The sequence below is a fragment of the Thermus caldilimi genome, from assembly GCF_004684245.1.
In the GTDB taxonomy this organism is placed as follows: domain Bacteria; phylum Deinococcota; class Deinococci; order Deinococcales; family Thermaceae; genus Thermus; species Thermus caldilimi.
The window spans coordinates 904,533-921,331 of sequence record NZ_CP038452.1 but is presented as its reverse complement, the minus strand read 5'-3'; the positions used below and the strand labels follow the sequence as shown (position 1 = coordinate 921,331).

General features: G+C 62.7%; 14 protein-coding genes, 1 tRNA gene and 1 pseudogene. 9 read left to right on the top strand and 7 right to left on the bottom strand.

What is annotated here, in order from left to right; all coding sequences use genetic code 11:
* The first annotated feature begins 181 nt into the window (after positions 1-181).
* The 5 genes from EBI04_RS04580 to EBI04_RS04560 all read left to right on the top strand — a co-directional run bounded on the left by EBI04_RS04580 (position 182) and on the right by EBI04_RS04560 (position 5,903).
* Entirely contained in the window at positions 182-3,478 is a 3,297-nt protein-coding gene (locus EBI04_RS04580; RefSeq protein ID WP_135256330.1) for an N-6 DNA methylase, read from the top strand.
* Positions 3,479-3,663: 185 nt separating this feature from the next.
* Positions 3,664-3,876, top strand: coding sequence for a hypothetical protein (locus EBI04_RS04575; protein WP_135256328.1), 213 nt, complete (start codon positions 3,664-3,666; stop codon positions 3,874-3,876).
* A gap of 10 nt (positions 3,877-3,886) precedes the next feature.
* Positions 3,887-4,198, top strand: a complete 312-nt coding sequence (locus EBI04_RS04570; protein ID WP_135256326.1) for a hypothetical protein — start codon at positions 3,887-3,889, stop codon at positions 4,196-4,198.
* A 165-nt stretch (positions 4,199-4,363) separates the two neighbouring features.
* Complete coding sequence (locus EBI04_RS04565) at positions 4,364-5,098, top strand: DUF433 domain-containing protein (protein WP_240695376.1); 735 nt, start codon at positions 4,364-4,366, stop codon at positions 5,096-5,098.
* Positions 5,099-5,108: 10 nt separating this feature from the next.
* Positions 5,109-5,903, top strand: a complete 795-nt coding sequence (locus EBI04_RS04560) for a DUF5131 family protein (RefSeq protein WP_135256324.1) — start codon at positions 5,109-5,111, stop codon at positions 5,901-5,903.
* On the opposite strand, the gene tcmP is transcribed toward EBI04_RS04560, so the two are convergent.
* Together tcmP and EBI04_RS04550 are read right to left on the bottom strand one after the other, a co-directional pair.
* Complete coding sequence (gene tcmP / locus EBI04_RS04555; RefSeq protein WP_167481879.1) at positions 5,862-6,692, bottom strand: three-Cys-motif partner protein TcmP; 831 nt, start codon at positions 6,690-6,692, stop codon at positions 5,862-5,864. The two genes, EBI04_RS04560 and tcmP, sit on opposite strands and share 42 nt — an antisense overlap.
* Positions 6,693-6,847: 155 nt before the next feature.
* The gene (locus tag EBI04_RS04550) at positions 6,848-7,363 is read right to left on the bottom strand and encodes a hypothetical protein (RefSeq protein WP_135256321.1); all 516 of its coding nucleotides are present in this window, start codon (positions 7,361-7,363) and stop codon (positions 6,848-6,850) included.
* Positions 7,364-7,774: 411 nt separating this feature from the next.
* On the opposite strand from EBI04_RS04550, the gene EBI04_RS04545 reads away from it, so the two are divergent.
* Positions 7,775-9,022 (top strand): Gfo/Idh/MocA family protein, encoded by a 1,248-nt coding sequence (locus EBI04_RS04545; RefSeq protein WP_135256319.1) that lies wholly within the window; start codon positions 7,775-7,777, stop codon positions 9,020-9,022.
* A 15-nt stretch (positions 9,023-9,037) separates the two neighbouring features.
* On the opposite strand, the gene EBI04_RS04540 is transcribed toward EBI04_RS04545, so the two are convergent.
* Positions 9,038-9,131, bottom strand: a tRNA-Ser gene (locus tag EBI04_RS04540).
* 56 nt (positions 9,132-9,187) lie between these two features.
* On the opposite strand from EBI04_RS04540, the gene EBI04_RS04535 reads away from it, so the two are divergent.
* The 3 genes and pseudogenes from EBI04_RS04535 to EBI04_RS04525 all read left to right on the top strand — a co-directional run bounded on the left by EBI04_RS04535 (position 9,188) and on the right by EBI04_RS04525 (position 12,909).
* Positions 9,188-11,674: a CBS domain-containing protein gene (locus EBI04_RS04535; RefSeq protein WP_135256317.1), complete on the top strand. Its 2,487-nt coding sequence runs from the start codon at positions 9,188-9,190 to the stop codon at positions 11,672-11,674.
* Positions 11,649-12,253 (top strand): annotated as a pseudogene (locus tag EBI04_RS04530) (zinc metalloprotease). Before EBI04_RS04535 ends, EBI04_RS04530 begins: the two are co-directional and overlap by 26 nt.
* Positions 12,250-12,909 carry a site-2 protease family protein gene (locus EBI04_RS04525; RefSeq protein ID WP_135256315.1) on the top strand — a complete coding sequence of 220 codons (660 nt, stop codon included), beginning with the start codon at positions 12,250-12,252 and terminating at the stop codon, positions 12,907-12,909. Before EBI04_RS04530 ends, EBI04_RS04525 begins: the two are co-directional and overlap by 4 nt.
* On the opposite strand, the gene EBI04_RS04520 is transcribed toward EBI04_RS04525, so the two are convergent.
* From EBI04_RS04520 to EBI04_RS04505, 4 genes are all read right to left on the bottom strand, one after another.
* On the bottom strand, positions 12,906-13,145 hold the full coding sequence (locus EBI04_RS04520) for a M48 metallopeptidase family protein (RefSeq protein ID WP_240695375.1): 240 nt from the start codon (positions 13,143-13,145) through the stop codon (positions 12,906-12,908). The two genes, EBI04_RS04525 and EBI04_RS04520, sit on opposite strands and share 4 nt — an antisense overlap.
* A gap of 65 nt (positions 13,146-13,210) precedes the next feature.
* Positions 13,211-16,135: a type I restriction endonuclease subunit R gene (locus EBI04_RS04515; RefSeq protein WP_135256311.1), complete on the bottom strand. Its 2,925-nt coding sequence runs from the start codon at positions 16,133-16,135 to the stop codon at positions 13,211-13,213.
* A complete protein-coding gene (locus EBI04_RS04510) occupies positions 16,132-16,323 on the bottom strand; it encodes a hypothetical protein (protein WP_240695374.1) in 192 nt (63 codons plus the stop codon). Before EBI04_RS04510 ends, EBI04_RS04515 begins: the two co-directional genes overlap by 4 nt.
* Positions 16,320-16,736: a restriction endonuclease subunit S gene (locus tag EBI04_RS04505; RefSeq protein ID WP_167481878.1), complete on the bottom strand. Its 417-nt coding sequence runs from the start codon at positions 16,734-16,736 to the stop codon at positions 16,320-16,322. The genes EBI04_RS04510 and EBI04_RS04505 overlap by 4 nt, the downstream gene beginning before the upstream one ends.
* Between the last annotated feature and the right edge of the window lie 63 nt (positions 16,737-16,799).

The following is a 16,799-nucleotide window of genomic DNA, read 5'->3' as shown; positions in this document are numbered from 1 at the left end:
CAACCCCCCTAGGGCTTACGGAAGCTGCGGAGCCCTAGGGGGTCTTATCTCGCAGAAACCGGGAACATCGGGAACAAGGGCCATTTTGCCCATAACGAAGGCAAAGATCCCGTTCCCGAAAATCCCGGGTGTTCCCGGAAAACCGGGAACACCCCTTGGGGATGGTAGACTCCCTGGGGAGATGTCCCGTCCTGCTACTGACCCCTTGAGCGTCTGGCTTTCCCTGGACTTCACACGGCCCGAGCGGTCCTACAATCCAGACCTCCAGGCCTTCCTTTCTGGCCTCCTCGGTTATCCCCGGACCAAGGTGGTCACGGAGGACCGCCTGGGGGGAGGCTACCCAGACCTGGTGCTCTTAGATGCCCATGGGGACCCCTGGGTAGTGGGGGACTTCAAGCTGGAGGACCGCCATATTGTCAACCCCAGGGACAACGAAGCTCTTTGGCAGGACAAGCGCAAGTATGTTACGGGCCTCACCCGCTACGTCCTCTTCCTTACTCCCCGCCACCTTCAGCTTCGGGAGGCCACGGGGAAGGTTCTCCTCACCCTGGACCTCACCCAGGAGACCACGGCCTCCTTGCGGGAGAAGCTGGCCTCCATCCTCTGGGAGCAGGCCCAGCACGGGAAACTCTGGAAGACCTTGGTAGCAGGGAAGCTTCCCTATGCCTACATCTCCTTGGACACGGAGGGAGCGAGGAAGCTCCAGGAGGATCTCAAGGCATCCTTTGCTGAACTCGAAGAGGCGGCGAAGCAGGCGTTGAAGGCCCTGGAGAGGCGCTACCGGGAATACCGGGAGCGCCTGGAGGACGCCCGAAAGCAACTTCAGGGAACGCACGAGGACACCCGGCGGCGGGCTCTGGCTCGTATCGAAGGGGAGTACCCGGAAAGGCTCAAGGCCCTCTTCGAGCGGCACCTGCCCCGGTTCGCAGACCAGTACGGGAGGGAGGTGGAAGGGTCAGAAGCCCCCACCAACCCTCGTATCCGGGAGGCCTTCGCCGCGGACTCTGCTGCGGCGCTTATCGCCCGGGTGCTTTTCCTGCGGTTTTTGGAGGACCTGGGGCTCACCAAACGCCGCCTAACCAATGGGGGACCGGAGCGGTGGCGGGAGTTCGTGGAGTTCCTCACCGACCGGGCCACGGCCCTGGTGCGGGTGGCCTCCCTGGACCTGTCGGAAGCCTACCGGGAGCCCTTCGAGGAGGAGACTTTTGCTTGGGTCCTGGAAACCAATGGGGAGATGGACCTGGCCCTCCAGCGGCTTATTCTGCGGGTGAACGCCTACGACTTCTCCGGGCTTTCTGAGGAGATTCTGGGGGACATCTACCAGAGCTTCCTCCCACCCGACAAACGCAAACGCCTTGGGGAGTTCTACACCCCCAAGGAGGTGGTGGACTTCATCCTGCGAGAAACCGCCCTGGCCCACCCCGAGGAGTACCCCCGGGTCCTGGACCCCGCCTGCGGCTCGGGCTCCTTCCTGGTGCGCTACCTGCACCACCGGGTGGAGGACGCCCGGAGGCGGGGGGTCTCCCCGGACCCCGAGGCTCTGGGAGCCTCCATCTGGGGCTTTGACCTCAACCCCTTCGCCAGCTACATCAGCATGTTCCAGCTCCTCTGGGGGCTCTTGCGCCTGGACCCCAAGGGGAAGCACCGGGTGAACGTCTACAACCTCAACAGCCTCCTGGACGACCGGGACGTAGCCCAAGCCATTGGAGAGGAACACCTGTCCGAAGGGGAACGAGCCCGGGACACTGGGGAGTGGGACTACGTGGTGGGCAATCCCCCGTACATCCGGGCCGAACGGGCCAAGTACGGCCCGGCTATCCAGGACCTCTACGAGGAGGTTTGGGGCCAGAACGGGGACACGGGCCTCCTCTTCCTGTGGAGGGCCCTCAAGGGTTCGAAAGGTTCGGCAACACCTTGGGTGCGAAAGGGGGGAAAGCTGGGGATGGTGGTTTCTGGGGGATACGCCTCCAGCGAAGCCGCAGCCCCCGTGTGGTCCCTCCTGTGGCCGGGGAAGGGGTACGCCCTTAGGAAGCTGGTGTGGCTGGAGTTCGTGGAAGAAGAGGGCAGGCAGAAGCCCATCTGGGACGCGGCCCGGGTGCCCATGGTCCTCATCGTGGAGCGCACCCCTGCCAATCCCGAGGACGAAATCGAGCTCTGGGTACCCTCCTCCTGGCCCAAGGAGCCCGAGCCCCACGAGGTGGCCCGCATTCCCTACGGGGATTTCTTTGACGAGAAGGTCAATCCCGCCTCAAGGGAGAACCGGGAGGCAAAGGATCTTTACGGGGAGTACCTACTCCCCCTTTTGCGGGAAGGGGACGCTCCCCTTTTGCGCAAGCTCTACCCCAACGGAAGCCGGTACGTGCCCCTCACGGAGGCCATGGTCACGCAGTATACCCGGGAGAGGCGGCCAAAGCCTTTCTGGTGGACCTACGGGGTGCAGCGGGGCGGGGTGGAGGTCACGGAGGGGCCCACCGGGGCCGATCCCGTGCTGGTCATCGCCGGGCGGGGGCTGGCGGTGGCCTACTCCGGGGAGCCCGTGGGCTACGTGGACCTGGAGGCGGTGAGGGGAAGGCCCTACGGGAAACTGAGCCTTTGGGGTAACGCAAACCCCCCAGACGCGTACCTGGCCGTTGCCAATATCGCTTTGTCACCCTTCGGAGCCCTGGTTGGGAACAAAGAAGGTGAGCCGGTACCGCTTGATACGCTGATTGTAGGTGTTCCCCAAGCGCACCTCGGCGAAGCCCTAGCGGCCTACCTGAACTCCTCTCTGGTGCGCTGGTACTACGTTTTGCGATTGCGTAGCGGCGTCATACAGGGCTATTTTGCCCACATCTACCCCCGGACCCTCGAGGCCCTTCCCTGGCCCAAGGAACCCAACCAGGAAACCCTGGGGCGTCTTGGGGAGCTCTACAGGGAGTTGGAGCGCCTGGCCGGGGTGTCCCGGGACAACCCCCGGGCTTGGCTTCTGGCGGAGGTGGAGAAGCGGATGCAGGCCCGGGAGGGCCTTTCCTTGCGCGCCCCCGGTTTAGGGCTGAACTTCACGGAGTGGCAGGGGGCACCTTCCCCGGAGGAGCTTCGGGTGGAGGGCACGGTCCTCCAGGCGGGCCTCTTTGACCGCCTTGACCTGAAGGACCCAGACCTGGCCCGGTTCGTGTACCTGATGCTGACCTCGGTCGAAACGGAGCGGGTGGGAAGCGAGGAACTCCAGAAGCTTTTCGTGCCCACGGACTACAAGGAACTCCTGGCGACCTATGAGGCGAAAGCCCGTTCCTTCGCCGGGGTACAGGAGGCCTTCTTCCGAAGGTTAAGAGAGGTGGACGAGGCTGTCTTTGACCTTTTCGGGCTCACGGAGGAAGAGCGGGCCCACATCCTCGGGCGGCTATCGGCCTTCCCCCTGGACCGCCTGCGGCCCCGCTACCCTTGGGAGGCGGGACGGGTGCGCCCCCTGAGGGCGTACACGGAGGACCGGTTCCGATGAGGGGAGAACTTCTGGCCCACTAGGAGTTCCCCCCTTTATGTCCTTTTCTCCACCCCAAAGGAGTTCTTATGACCCATTCCAGCCGATGGGAAGCCATAGCTTTCCCATTTTGCACCATAGATACCTCTAGGGTACATTGCGTATGCCTGATGTTCACATACCAGGCAGACAGGAGGAGGAAAAAGATGGCGGCCAATGTGAAGCGGGTCAGCATGAACCTCACGGAGCGGGACTTGGAGGCCATCCGCTTCCTGGCGGAGCACGAGGGGACCAACCAGACGGTGGCGGTGCAGCGGGCCTTGCAGCTCAGCAAGTTTTTTGTGGAGGAGGTGGAGAAGGGGAGCAAGGTGCTTCTGCGGCGTCCGGACGGGTCCATGGTGGAGGTGGTGGTCCGCTAGGGGGATCCAAATGGCTTCCGAGAGTGGCAAGGAAGCAGAGGAAATCCGCCTTCCAGGGGTACCCGAAAGCGACCTGGGGCCACCCCCAACGCGCCCCTTCGACCCGAGGGTGCCCCAGGAATGGACCCGGGTTGCCCTTGCTTTCATCCTAGTCTTGGCCCTAGTGGGCATCACCTTAGCCCTACTCATAAAGGGGTGGCCCCTGGTTCACACCTTGGACGATTTACTAAAGCTCTCAGGCATTGTGCTCTCCCCCTTAGTGGGCATCTTCGGCGCGGTCCTAGGCTTTTACTTCGGCATCCAGAGCCGCCAAAGCCCCTAACTTGCCACACTCTGACATACTCAAGCTACCCTGAAGCGGGCCTCCTTTGTGGCAAGCCCTCTGGTGGCCGGAGGACTCCCTTGGGGGGTCCCCTCGTCTTTTGGGGATGGCCTCATGGAGTCCTGCTCCCGTGTTCCTCGATGTTCCTGTGGTACTTTAGTGGGGATGAGGGCGGGAGCTAAGGGCATCGCCAGCGTCCTGGCCCTGGACCCTCGGGACCGGCCCCTGTACACCCTGCGGGAGGCGGCCCGGTACCTGGGGGTTCCCGAGGCCACCCTGCGCACCTGGGTGCGGGGGCGGAGCTACCCGGTGCATGGGGGCCAGGGGTGGTCTGAGCCCTTGATCGCGACTCCCGAGGGCGGTCCCCTGCTTTCCTTCCACAACCTGGTGGAGGCCAACGTCCTTGCAGCCCTGCGGAAGGAGCACCGCATCACCATGGGCAAGGTGCGCCAGATGGTGGCTTACGCCCGGAAGCGCCTGGGGGTGGCCCGCCCCTTGCTCCTGGACCTCAAGGCGGGTTTGGGAGACATCTTTCTGGAGGATCCCCAGGGCCTTCTGGCCCTCACCCGGGCGGGGCAGATGGCCCTCGAGGCCATCCTGCGGGACTACCTCTCCCGGGTGGAGCGGGACGAGGGGGGTTTCCCCGTGCGCTTCCGTCCGCCCGTGGCAGGACAGGTGCGGAGCGAGCGGGTGGTCCTGGACCCCCGGGTGGCCTTCGGGGCCCCCACGGTGGCGGGGGTGAAGACCCGGGTGCTGGCCCTTCGGTACGACAGCGGGGAGAGCTTGGAAGCCCTGGCGGAGGACTACGGGCTTCCCCTGGAGGCGGTGCGGGAGGCGGTGATCTTTGAGGGTTTGCTTGAATGTGGCTTTCTCCCCCCTAGTAGGGTATTTATGCTCTAGACTCTAGCTCATGGCAAGTCTGCGAACCGCTATAGAGTGGACGGATGTAACCTGGAATCCTACAACTGGTTGCTCCAAGGTGAGCCCTGGGTGCAAGTTCTGCTATGCCGAGAGGATAACGGAGCGGTTTCGCCACCAGTTCCCCAACGGATTCCGTTTCACGCTGCACCCCAAGAGGTTGCTGGAACCCTACCGTTGGCGCAAACCTAGAAGGGTCTTTGTCAACTCCATGAGCGACCTTTTTCACGAGGAGATGCCGCTTTTCTTTCTGAGGGCCATTTTTCAGGTTATGCGCGACACTCCCTGGCACACCTATCAGGTTTTGACTAAGAGGGCGGAGCGACTTGTGGAAACTGTGCCGGAACTCCTTCCTTGGCCGGAGAATGTCTGGATAGGGGTGTCTGTGGAGAACCAACGTTACGCCTACCGCGCAGACCTGCTTCGGCAGGTTCCAGCGAAAGTCCGTTTTCTTTCCTGCGAACCCCTGTTGGGGCCGCTAGAGCTGGATCTGACAGGCATCCACTGGGTTATCGTTGGGGGAGAGTCTGGGCCTAAACACCGCCCGATGAAGCCTGAGTGGGTGCGCTCGATACGGGACCAGTGCGTCAGCGCAGGCGTCCCCTTTTTCTTCAAGCAATGGGGAGGAAGGACACCCGGGAGCGGGGGCAGGTTGCTGGACGGGCGCACGTGGGACGAGTTTCCCATGGTGCCGGAGAAGGTACGGCTTGAGAATACCTCACCTGCCTTATCCGCAAGCGCAATCTCAGTATCGGAAAAGATTCCTACCCCGTTTTTCCTCCTCTAACCTCTCAATTACGTCATTTGCTATTTTTAGAGCTATCTTGTGTTTGGAATGCAAAGCAAGAATGTGCATCGGGGAGTTCTTCCTGTTGCGTGCCACAATAAAAAGTTCTGTTCCTTCAAGGCCGAGTTCTTCTAGTCGCTTTCGATACAGTTCTGCGAAACTGTAGAAGGATGGTTTGCTGGAGGTTAAATTTTTCCACCCCTCATTGCCGAAAAACCTGGTTATTGTGTTGTGTGCCGAGGCGTTTTTGATGTTTCTGTTTACGCCGCTAGCGCTTATGAGGATAAAAATGTCGGCCTTTTCACGTTGAGCTATCTTTTCGATCGTGTCCCAAGAAAGTTCCAGGCCATGAGGATCTAGCAGGAACATGGTTGGTGCCCTGATCGGTATTTCCCGAAGGATATTGTCTACCACTTCGTTGAAATCGTCGTTGATCAAAATGGTTTTTTCTCTGACTTCTGCAGGATACTTATTAACTTCTTCTTGTAAACAGCGGAAGTTTTCCTTGCTCTTTTCAACGAGGAAGAGCTTATCGAATCCTGGCGGGGTTTGGCATGCTTCCAGTGCGATCAGGGGCGATCCCAAATATGTTTTCTGCCCCACAAGATTCTTCCCGGGGCCTGCGAACCCGTCTATATAGTAGCGATGCTTAGCTCTCTGTGTTGCCTTGATGAAAGCCGGTAAGTATTTCTCAAGAAACCTCAGTTTATCCAGTGTCCAAAAGTCTGCTTTTCGTGCACAAGGTGTTCTTTGGCTTGGGATATCCTGTGGTTTCCTGGTGTGCTCCATGGTGGGATTATACCCAAACGAATTGTTATCCGCTTGCAAACCCTTATGAGGACAAATGTCCTCGCGGAGGCCCATACGGTTTAGAGGGGGGCGATGTGTTTCGTATCCCCTGATCCCCTAGAAAGTGGTGCAAGCGCATTGGCCCTCGAGGGAAGTCAGGGGTTTCCTCCCGGTGTGGCATCCAGGCGGACCCTTGCCCTCTCCGTGATCTCCCTGCCCCATTTGGCCCTCGCGATGGCCTCCAGGACCTCCCTGGGGGTGTTGGGGTTGCGCACCAGGCCCCTCAGGACCCACCAGGGGACGGTGGGGTCCCGGTAGAGGACCGTAAGGGTCTCCGGGTGGGCCTTGGGGTGGAAGGCCACGAGAGCCCGCACCGTGGGCTCGGGGTGTTGGGCCAGGCGGTCCAGGACCTCGGGCGGGGCCTCCTTGCGGGCCGCCAGCTTGCGCATGAGGGGGGCACAGTCCCAGGCGTGGTCCAGGAGGGTGGGGAAGGCCTCCTTCGGAAGGGAATCCCCATGGGCTTTGGCGAGGGCGTCCAGGGAGGCGGTGATGGTCTTGGGGAGGGGAGCGTCCCCCAAGGGGAGCAGGACCAGCAAAGCCTGGGCCTCCTCACCTCCGGGGATTCCCTCAAGGGCCTTGGCCAATGGGGTGATGCACGGGTCCCCCCTCACGGGAACATGGTACGAGACCCGGGGGAGCAGGTGGTCATGTGCCCGGGGAGCCCCCACGCACGGAATCCCTTTGCCACTTGGCAGTCCCTCCCCCCTTTGGGAGCCTCGTCCAGGACGCATCTCCCGTCTTACCCCTTATTTACCCCTTATCCGGTAGGAAGGGTGCCTATTTCGGTCCATTCCCAAGGAGGTTTTCGTGGCCTCCGTAACGTCCCTTTGCCGATTGGCAATCGATAACCTGGGGTGAAGTGGGGGTGAATCGCAGACCTTGCAAGCGGGAGGTCAGGGGTTCGAATCCCCTCCGCTCCACCAGCTCCAGGCTGCAAAGCTTCCCCCCTCGGTAGCGAGGGGGGAAAAGCGTTTAACCCCCATGCCCCCTGTTCGCACGAAGGAGGCGCTTAAACTGGAAGCATGCCGGTTTCCCTCCTGGTGCTGGGGGCGGGCAACCGCGGTTTCGCCTACGCCCGCCACGCCCACGCCCTGGGCGCCCGCATCCTGGGGGTGGCGGACCCCCGTCCCGAGCGGCTTGAGGCCTTCCGGCAGGCCTTCCACGTGGAGCACTCCTTCCGGGACTGGCGGGAAGCGCTGGAGAAGCCGCAGCTGGCCCAGGCCGCGGTGGTGGCCCTGCCCGACCGCCTCCATAAGGAGGCGGCGGTGGCCCTGATGGAAAAGGGCTACCACCTCCTCCTGGAAAAGCCCATCGCCCCCACCTGGGAGGAGGTGTGGGAGGTGGCCCAGGCCAAGGCCCGCACCGGGAGGATGGTGGCCGTGGCCCACGTCCTGCGCTACACCCCCTACGCCCAGGCCCTGAAGCGCCTGCTGCGGGAGGGGGCCATCGGGGAGCCCGTTTCCGTGCAACACCTGGAGCCCGTGGGCCACTGGCACTACGCCCACAGCTTCGTGCGGGGGAACTGGCGGAAGGAGGCGGAGTCCAGCCCCTTCCTCCTGGCCAAGAGCATCCACGACCTGGACTGGCTGCTTTTCGTCCTGCCCGGGACGGTGCGGCGGGTGGCCTCCTTCGGGGGGCTTTACCACTTCCGCCCCGAGAGGAGGCCCAAGGGGGCGGCCGACCGCTGCCTCCTCTGCCCGGAGGAGGTGGAGCGGGCCTGCCCCTTTTCCGCCCGGCGCATCTACCTGGAGAGCTACCAAAGGGGGGAGCGGGGGTGGCCCCTGGACGTGGTGGCCTACCCGGTGACCAGGGAGAACCTGGAGAGGGCCCTGGCGGAGGGCCCCTACGGGGAGTGCGTGTACCTGGGGCGAAACGACGTGGCGGACCACCAGGTGGTGGCCCTGGAGTACGAGGACGGGAAGACGGCGAGCCTGCACGTGGAGGGGCTATCCCGGATGCGGTTTCGGGAGACGCGCATTTTTGGCACGGAGGGGGAGCTTTTTGGGGACGGGCGGTACCTGCGGGTCTACCCCTTTGTGCGGGGGGAGCGGGTGATTGACCTGGAGACGGAGCGGGAGGGTTCCATCCGCACGGGGCACGGGGGTGGGGACCAGGGGCTCACGCGGGCCTTTTTGGAGGCGGTGGCCCGGGGGGACGAGGGGCTTTTGGAGCCCTTCGCCGAAGCGGTGCTGGCCCACCGGCTCACCTTCCTGGCCGAGGAGGCCAGGAGGAAGGGGCGGGTCGTTCAAGTAGACAATCCCCTGCCCTGAAGGGCAGGGGACTTTTGGCGGAGAGGGCGGGATTCGAACCCGCGAGGCAGGTTTAAGCCCGCCTACACGATTTCCAGTCGTGTCCCTTCAGCCACTCGGGCACCTCTCCAAGTGCCAAGCCTGAGTTTAACAAGGCCCGTTTTTATCGTCAAGTAAGCTGAAGGTGTGCGGGTGGTGGTAGCCCACGAGAACCTGGACTTTGACGCTCTGGGTTCCATGGTCCTGGCGGGAAGGCTCTTTCCGGGAAGCGTTCTGGCCTTGATTGGGGGCCTCGAGGGGCCCTTGAAGGAAATCGCCCCCCTTTTGGAGGATCGTCTGGATCTGGTTCCGGCTGCGGAGATCCCCGTGGAAAGGGTGACCGAGGTGGTCTTGGTGGACAACGCCCGGCCCGAGCGCATCGGTCCCTTTAAGGCCCTGGTGGGGCGGGTGCCGTTCCAGGTCTATGACCACCATCCGCGGGCCCCGGGGGATGTGCCCGCGGTGGGGGGTAGGGCGGCCCAGGTGGGGGCCACGGTAAGCCTCCTGGTTCCCTTAATCCGGGAGCGAGGCCTGACCCTCACGCCTTTGGAGGCCACCTTGGCCTACACGGGGATCTGGGAGGATACCGGAGGGTTCAGCTTTCCCTCCACCACCCCCTTGGACCTCGAGGCCGCTCACTTTTTAGCCCAGCAGGGGGCGGAGATCCCCCGGGTGCGGGAGTGGGTGCGGCCCCAGCTGGGAGCGGAGGCCCGGGAGGTTCTGAAGAGCCTTATCCGCACTGCCAAGGTGGTGGAACGGCAGGGGTTCCGGCTCCTCCTCGCCCGGGCTCAGGAGGAGGGCTATGTGCCGGCCTTGGCCCCCCTTGCCCATGCTCTTTTGGACCTGCACGAGGCCGATGGCGTTCTCCTGGTCCTCCGGCTTGCCCGGGAGGTCCTCCTCATCGCCCGGAGCCGGGAGCGGTTGGATGTGGGCCGCTGGCTTTCCCAGGTGGGAGGTGGGGGGCACCCCCGGGCGGCCTTTGCCCGGGTGCGGGGGGTACGCAATGCGGTGCGGCGCCTTTTGGAAAGCCTTCCCCAGTACCTGGAGCCCGAGCCCACCCTAGCCGAAGTCATGTCCGCGCCTGTGGAAACCCTGCGCCCCACCACCGTGCGGGAAGCCCTGCGGACCCTCGAGGAGCGGGGGTACGGGGCCATGCCGGTGGTGGAGCCCCTGGAGGGGGGAAGGGTGCGGGTCTTGGGCCTGGCCCGGAGAAGGGACCTCAGGAAGGCGGAAAGGCTCGGCTTAGCCGAGCACCCTGTGGAGGGGTTTTTGGCCCGGGCCCTGGTCCTTCCCCCAAAGACCCCTCTCTCCGAGGTGGAGCCCCACTTGAAGACGGGAGGGGGAAGGGTCCTGGTGGGGGAGAGGTTGGGGGAGGGTGTTAAGCTTCTTGGAATCTTCACCCGTACCGACCTCTACCGCAAGAGGCCCGCTTTGGAGAAGCCCCTGGGGGAGCGGATCCTGGAAGCCTTGCCCGAAGGGGCCAGGCGGGTGGTTCTGGCCCTTAGGGAGGTGTTCCCGCAAGGGATCTACCTGGTGGGGGGGGCGGTGCGGGATGCCCTTTTGGACCGGTCGGGCCCCGACCTGGACCTGGTTCTGGAACCGGGGGTCAGGGTGGGGGAGGTGGCCCGCTTTTTGGCGGAGCGCTTCGGGGGTAGCTTTGGCCTCCACTATGCCTTTGGTACCGCCCGGGTGCACCTGAGTTTCGGCCTTACCGTGGACCTGGCGGAAAGCCGGGAGGAGGTCTACCCCTATCCCGGCGCCTTACCCCAGGTGCGTCCGGCCCCCATCGCCAAGGACCTGGAGAGGCGGGATTACACGGTGAACGCCATGGCCCTGTCCTTGGCCACCTTAGAGCTTTTGGATCCTTATGGGGGCCTCGAGGATCTAAGGAACCGCCTTCTACGTCCCCTTCATCCCCTTTCCTTCGTGGAGGACCCGAGCCGCATCGTCCGGGGGGCGCGCCTTGCGGCCAGGCTCGCCTTCCGCTTCGCCGAGGAAGCCTTGAAGGCCCTGCCTCCCGCCCTCCTGCCGGAGGTGCTTAGGACCGCCAGCAAAAGCCGCCTCCGCGACGAACTCTTCTTGACCCTGGAGGAGGAGACTTTCCTGGAAGCCCTTTTTCTTTTAGAGGAGCTTGGGGTTTTGGGCCCCCTTTATGGGCTAAAGCTTCCACCCAAGGACCCCTTTTTACGGCTCAGGTGGGGGTCCCTGGAAGAGGAAGGGTTCCCGCCTGGGCGAGCGAGGGTGGAAACCCGCCTCCTCCTTCTCCTCTACTTCCAGGAAAACCCTCTGGAAAAGGCCTCGGCCTTGGGGCTTCCCAAGCGGTTGCAGGAGGTTTTGGCTCTGCTGCTCAAAGGCTCCTGGGAAGAGGCGGACAAGGAAATTTTGGGAAAAGAGCCCTTGCGTGGGGTTTTTCTGGCCCTATTCCCCGAGAAGGAGGGCTGGCTAATGGAAAAAAGGCGGGTCCTCATGGGGCGGGACCTCTTGCAGCTGGGCCTGAAGCCGGGTCCTAAGGTGGGGGAGATCCTGCGCCAGGTGGCCGAGGCGCGGGCTCGGGGGGAGGTAAGGACCTTTGAAGAGGAACTGGCCTTAGCGCGTAGACTGATAGGCGATGGGTCTTTTTCCGTACCTCAATGACCCCCCGGTCTTCCTGGTGGCCTTCGCCTTCGCTGTTTTTGGCCTGGTAGTCCACAACCTGTTCCAAGCCTACCTGGCGGACCGATATGGGGAGACCGCCCCCCGACGTTATGGTTTTCTTTCCCTGGACCTCCGGGCCCACCTGGAGCCCTTGGGCCTGGTCCTCTTGGTCCTTCTGGGCTTCGGCTGGCCCCGGTTCGTGCCCACGAACCTTCCCGGGAGGAAGGGGCCATGGTGGCCCTCATGGGGCCTCTGGGGTTCTTTGTGGCCGCCTTCTTCTATGGCCTTTTCGCCCGCTTTCTGCCCTATCCCTTCGGCGAAGGGCTTTTGCTGGCCCAAAGGCTCATGCTTCTCCACGCCGCCATCTACCTTTTCCCCGTGCCCCCTTTGGACGGGGCTAAGGCCCTGTATGCGGTGGGCGGGTATGAGGCCCGGCGCTTTCTGGACCAGCTTGCGGCCTATGGACCCCTGGGCTTCATCCTGATCTTCCTGGTTCTCTCCTTTACTGGGGTCACGGGCTCGGTGATCCGGGGACTTGCAGGGCTTTTGGAAACCTTCTACAGGGCTTTTGGGCTATGATCGGACTTTTGCAGCAGGACCCCTTGGCCTTTGTACTGGCCTTTGCCGCCTTGGTGTTTAGCCTGGTCCTGCACGAGCTGGGCCACGCCTACGCCGCCTACCTCTTCGGGGACGCCACCGCCAAGCGCCAGGGGCGGCTTACCCTTAACCCCTTAAGGCACCTGGATCCCTTGGGCACGGTGCTCCTTCTCCTGGTGGGGTTTGGGTGGGCCAGGCCCGTGCCCATCTATCCCCCGGCCTTCCGCCCCTACCGCCTGGGGCTTTTTGTGGTCTCCATTGCCGGGATCGTCATCAACCTGGTTCTGGCCGTGCTCTTTGCCCTTCTGGTGCGGGGGCTATTTGCCCTGGACCCCTTAGGGGTGGTGCTGACCCTGAGGGGGGAGGGGCAGACGTTAACGGGGCTTTTGGCCCTAGCGGCCTTTTTCGCCAGTTCCATCAACCTGGTCCTGGCGGTCTTCAACCTTCTGCCCATCCCCCCTTTGGACGGCTCCAAGATCCTGCAAAGCCTTCTTCCCCTTTCCTGGCAACCCCTTCTTTGGCGGCTGGAGCAGTATGCCTGGCTTTCCTTTCTTCTGATCCTTACCGTGTTGCGGGGGCCTATCCAGGAGGTGTTGCGCTTGGCCCGCAGGGTTTTCTTCGGCTTTTTCTTCGGTTAAAAGTCCTGCTTCAGGTACGCTTTGAGGAGGGCCTTAAACAGCCGGCCGTGGTTGGGTAACTTTAGGTGGAGCAGTTCGTGCACAATCACCTCGCGGCGAAACTCCGCCGGTTGGTGCAGGAGGTCGGTGGAAAAGGTGAGGCGCCCCCTCGAGGAGCAGCTTGCCCATTTGCGCTTCATGGGGCGAATGTGGATCTCCCGCGGGGTCACGCCCAGGCGCCGCGCCCAAGCTTCCACCTCGGCGCGGAAGATATCGGAAGGCACAGCCTGTTCCAGCGGTTGCCACTCGGAAGGGGATTTTCTCATTGCGCTGCCCTCCGCAGCAGGCTTAGAAGGGCATCTGCCCAAGCGACCACTTCCGATTCCGAAACGCCAATCTTCAGCAACCCCTCGTACAGGCGAGTACGCAGATCGCCTTCCTGTTTGCGGCTGATCATCCAGTGGGGGTATTCGGCAAAGGCCGCTTCCATTTCCCGCGCCACCTGTGCCGCCTGTGGGGGATCCACCCGATGGGTGCGCAACCACCACTCCACAGCAAAGGCTTGGGGGGAAAGAGGGCTGGAGGCCCGTTCGGCCTGCGCCTGATTCAGCTGCTTGACCAGTTCTTCCAGTTCACGCAGGGCCTCCTGCGATTCCATTTGCCGCTCCTCAAAGCGGCGGCGGATTTCCTCGGCACGCTCGCCGATGGAAAGCAGATAGGGAGCCGCTCTTCCCTGTTCGTCCACCAAGCGGTGCAGCTCCTTGAGGAGGTTGAAGACCCTGACCGTCTCGGGCTTTCCCTCCTGCAGCAGGGCCAGCAGGGCCGCGGGGCTGATTGTGTGGGTGGCGTTAGGTTGGTGAACTGCGTTCGTGCGGCTATGCCGTTGAACGATTTCGGCGGTCTTGCGGAGGAAGGATTTATCCACCGGCACGTGCGGCTCGTAGGCGGCACTGAGCAGGCGGTACGTCTCCACCATGCGCTGGTAATCGTCCAGGTACGGGCGCAGGAATGGGTCGGGCGAGAGGATTTCGTAAAGCTCTTCCAGCTCGCGGAAGAAGCGGTAAAATACTTCCCGCGTTTCCTTGTCGCGGAAGTGCTCCAACACCGCCTCTATGGCTTCGTCGCCCTCCTTTCCGCCCGTCAAGGTCAGGTACTCGGCCCGGGCCTGCTCCATGAATTTCTGGAAGCGCGCTTGCAAGACCTCGATGCCCTGCACCACGCCGCTCACGTCTTGTGAATCAAACGCTAGGGCCCGCTCGAGGTCCTCAAAGATGCCGACAAAATCCAGGATCAGGCCGGTGGTTTTGCGCTGACCCTCCTCGCTCTCGTAAGGGCGGTTAACGCGGGCGATGGCCTGCAAGAGCACGTGGTCCCGCATGGGCTTGTCCAGGTACATGCAGTAGAGAATAGGCGCATCGTAGCCGGTGAGCAGCTTTTCCGTGACGATGAAAATCTGCGGGTTTTCCCCCGGCTTGCGGAAGGCTTGGCGTAGGCGACGCTCTTCTTCTTCGCCGAGGTGAAAGCGCTTGAGGTGCGGCGGATCGTTGTGCGCAGCGCTGATGACCACCGCGCTCCATTCGGGTGGCAGGTAACGGTCCAGGGCTTCTTTGTAGAAGGCGCAGGCTTCGCGGTCGGCGGCCACGAGAAAGGCCTTATAACCCATGGGCTGGACGTAGTTTTTGAAATGCTCGGCCACGAAGCCGGCGATTTTGTCCACCCGGTCGCGGTTCTTGAGCATGTTGGTCAGGGTGACGGCGCGGTCCAGGACGCGGTTGATTTCCTCCACATCGGCCACGCCCTCCAGTTCAGCCACCGTCCAAAACTCCCTTTCCATGGCCTCGCGGTCGGCCATCAGGTCGTTGGGGGCAAGTTGGTAGTGCAGCGGCACGGTGGTGCCGTCTTCTATGGACTCGCGGATGGAGTATTTGTCCAGGTAGCCTTGCGGGTCGTCGCCGCCAAAGGTCTTGAACGTCCCTTTGCCGTGGGCGGTTTTGTCTATGGGTGTGCCCGTAAAGCCGATGAAGGTGGCGTTGGGCAGGGCACCCATCAGGTAGTTGCCCAGGTCGCCACCGGTGGAGCGGTGCGCTTCGTCCACCAGAACGAAGACGTTGCGCCGCGTGCACAGGTTGGCGGGCATGTCGTCAAACTTGTGGATCATGGAGACGATGAGGCCCCGCGTATCGCGCTGGAGCAGGTGGCGCAGGTGGCGCTTGGAGGTGGCCAGGTGAACGTGCCCGAAGCCGAGGGCCTCGAGGTTCTGGAAAAGCTGCTGCTCCAGCTCGTTGCGGTCCACGATGAGCAACACGGTGGGGTTCTGGAACTCGGGCGTCTCCATGAGCTTCCGGGCGATGGTGAGCATGGTGTAGGTTTTGCCAGAGCCCTGCGTGTGCCAGACCAGTCCGCGCTGTTTCTCAGGGTCGCGCGCCCGTCCCAGCACCCGTTCCGCGGCGCGCATCTGGTGGGGGCGCAGGATGACCTTGCTCAGCTCGCCATCCTTACGGGCAAAGAGAATGTAATCGGTGAGCACGCGCAGGACGCGGCGCGGCGCAACGAAGGCTTTGACCAGCGTTTCAAAATCGGATCCTAGGGACGAATCGCGATGCGCCCCCACATCTTCGCGCCAATTGAATAGGGTCTTGCGCGAAAGCGACCAGGTGGCCCCGTAGAAGAACTGCACCAGCTGGGTGAGGACAAAGAGCTGGGCCTGTGCCATCAGATCGGGGGCTTCTTGGTGATAGCGGCGGATTTGGTCAAAGGCCTCGGCGATGCCCTCCAACCGCGTGGCCCCTTTGGTTTCCACGATGAGGACGGGAATGCCGTTGATCAAGAAGACCACATCGGCGCGGATGCGGTGGGCGCCGCTCCGGAAAGGGAATTCGTCGGTGACGTGGAAGCGGTTAACTTCGGGGCGGTCCGCATCCAGCAGGCGCAGGTTGCGCTCACGGCGCTCGGCTTCCACGAACACCGTCTTCAGACCCTTAAGGTATTCCCAGGCCTCATAGTTGCCTTCAATATCGGCGCGGATGGAAAGCAGGCGGCGGACGACCTCCTCGGCTTTGGTGGGGTTGGTCACCACGGCGGGGTTGAGGCGCTGAAGCTGCTCCACCAGCACGGCGTGCAGGAAGGGCTTGGCCTCGCCGCCGCGCAGGCGGAGCGCCTCTTCAGGCGGAAGATATTCCCATCCCGCTTCCCTGGCGTAGCGGATGAGGGGGTTTTGCACGTTATGGCGCTCAGAGGAGAGGCTCATGGCGGGTCCTCCCGAGGGGGTGCGCTCCGGTTCATCAGCTTCTGCATTTCTCCCTCCACCACGGCGCCGAAGAGATGTGCCCGCTCGTGGGTGCAGATGGTGATGAAGTACGCGCCCGGTTGGGTGTAATCGTACCCCTTCAGGCGAATGGAACGGCGGTGGTGGCGGTTCGGATCGTAGGGCATCATCCCCCCTTTGTTTCTTCGGTGGTGGACGTCGTAGGGGCGAGGCGGTACCTTGCCCCTACCCCGGGCTGGCCTGTCCCTACGGGTTCTGTTTCCGTTGCTGAGTCGGGCGCTACCCGAAGCCGCCCGGTCATCAGCTCGCTCAATAGGCTTTTGAAAAGGTCGTCCAGCGCGCGGGCATAGGCCTCCTCCGCCTGGATGCGCTCATCCACCGCCCGCAGGATGCGGGCGATTTCTTGTTGCTCGGGGAGGGGAGGGAGGGGAATCTTGATACCAACAAGCTCTTGGCGTGGAACTCCCTTAATCGTTGTGCCTTTCTTGTTGTTGGCGAACCAAGCTTGATAACGTTCCTCTTTTAGCAAATAAACCAAAAAGTACGGAGTAACAACTTCTTCATTAAGGATAAATGCTGTCAAATCTTGATTGATAGCTACCTCAAAACTTGCACTTATCCACCCCCCGCATACCCATGCGCCAGG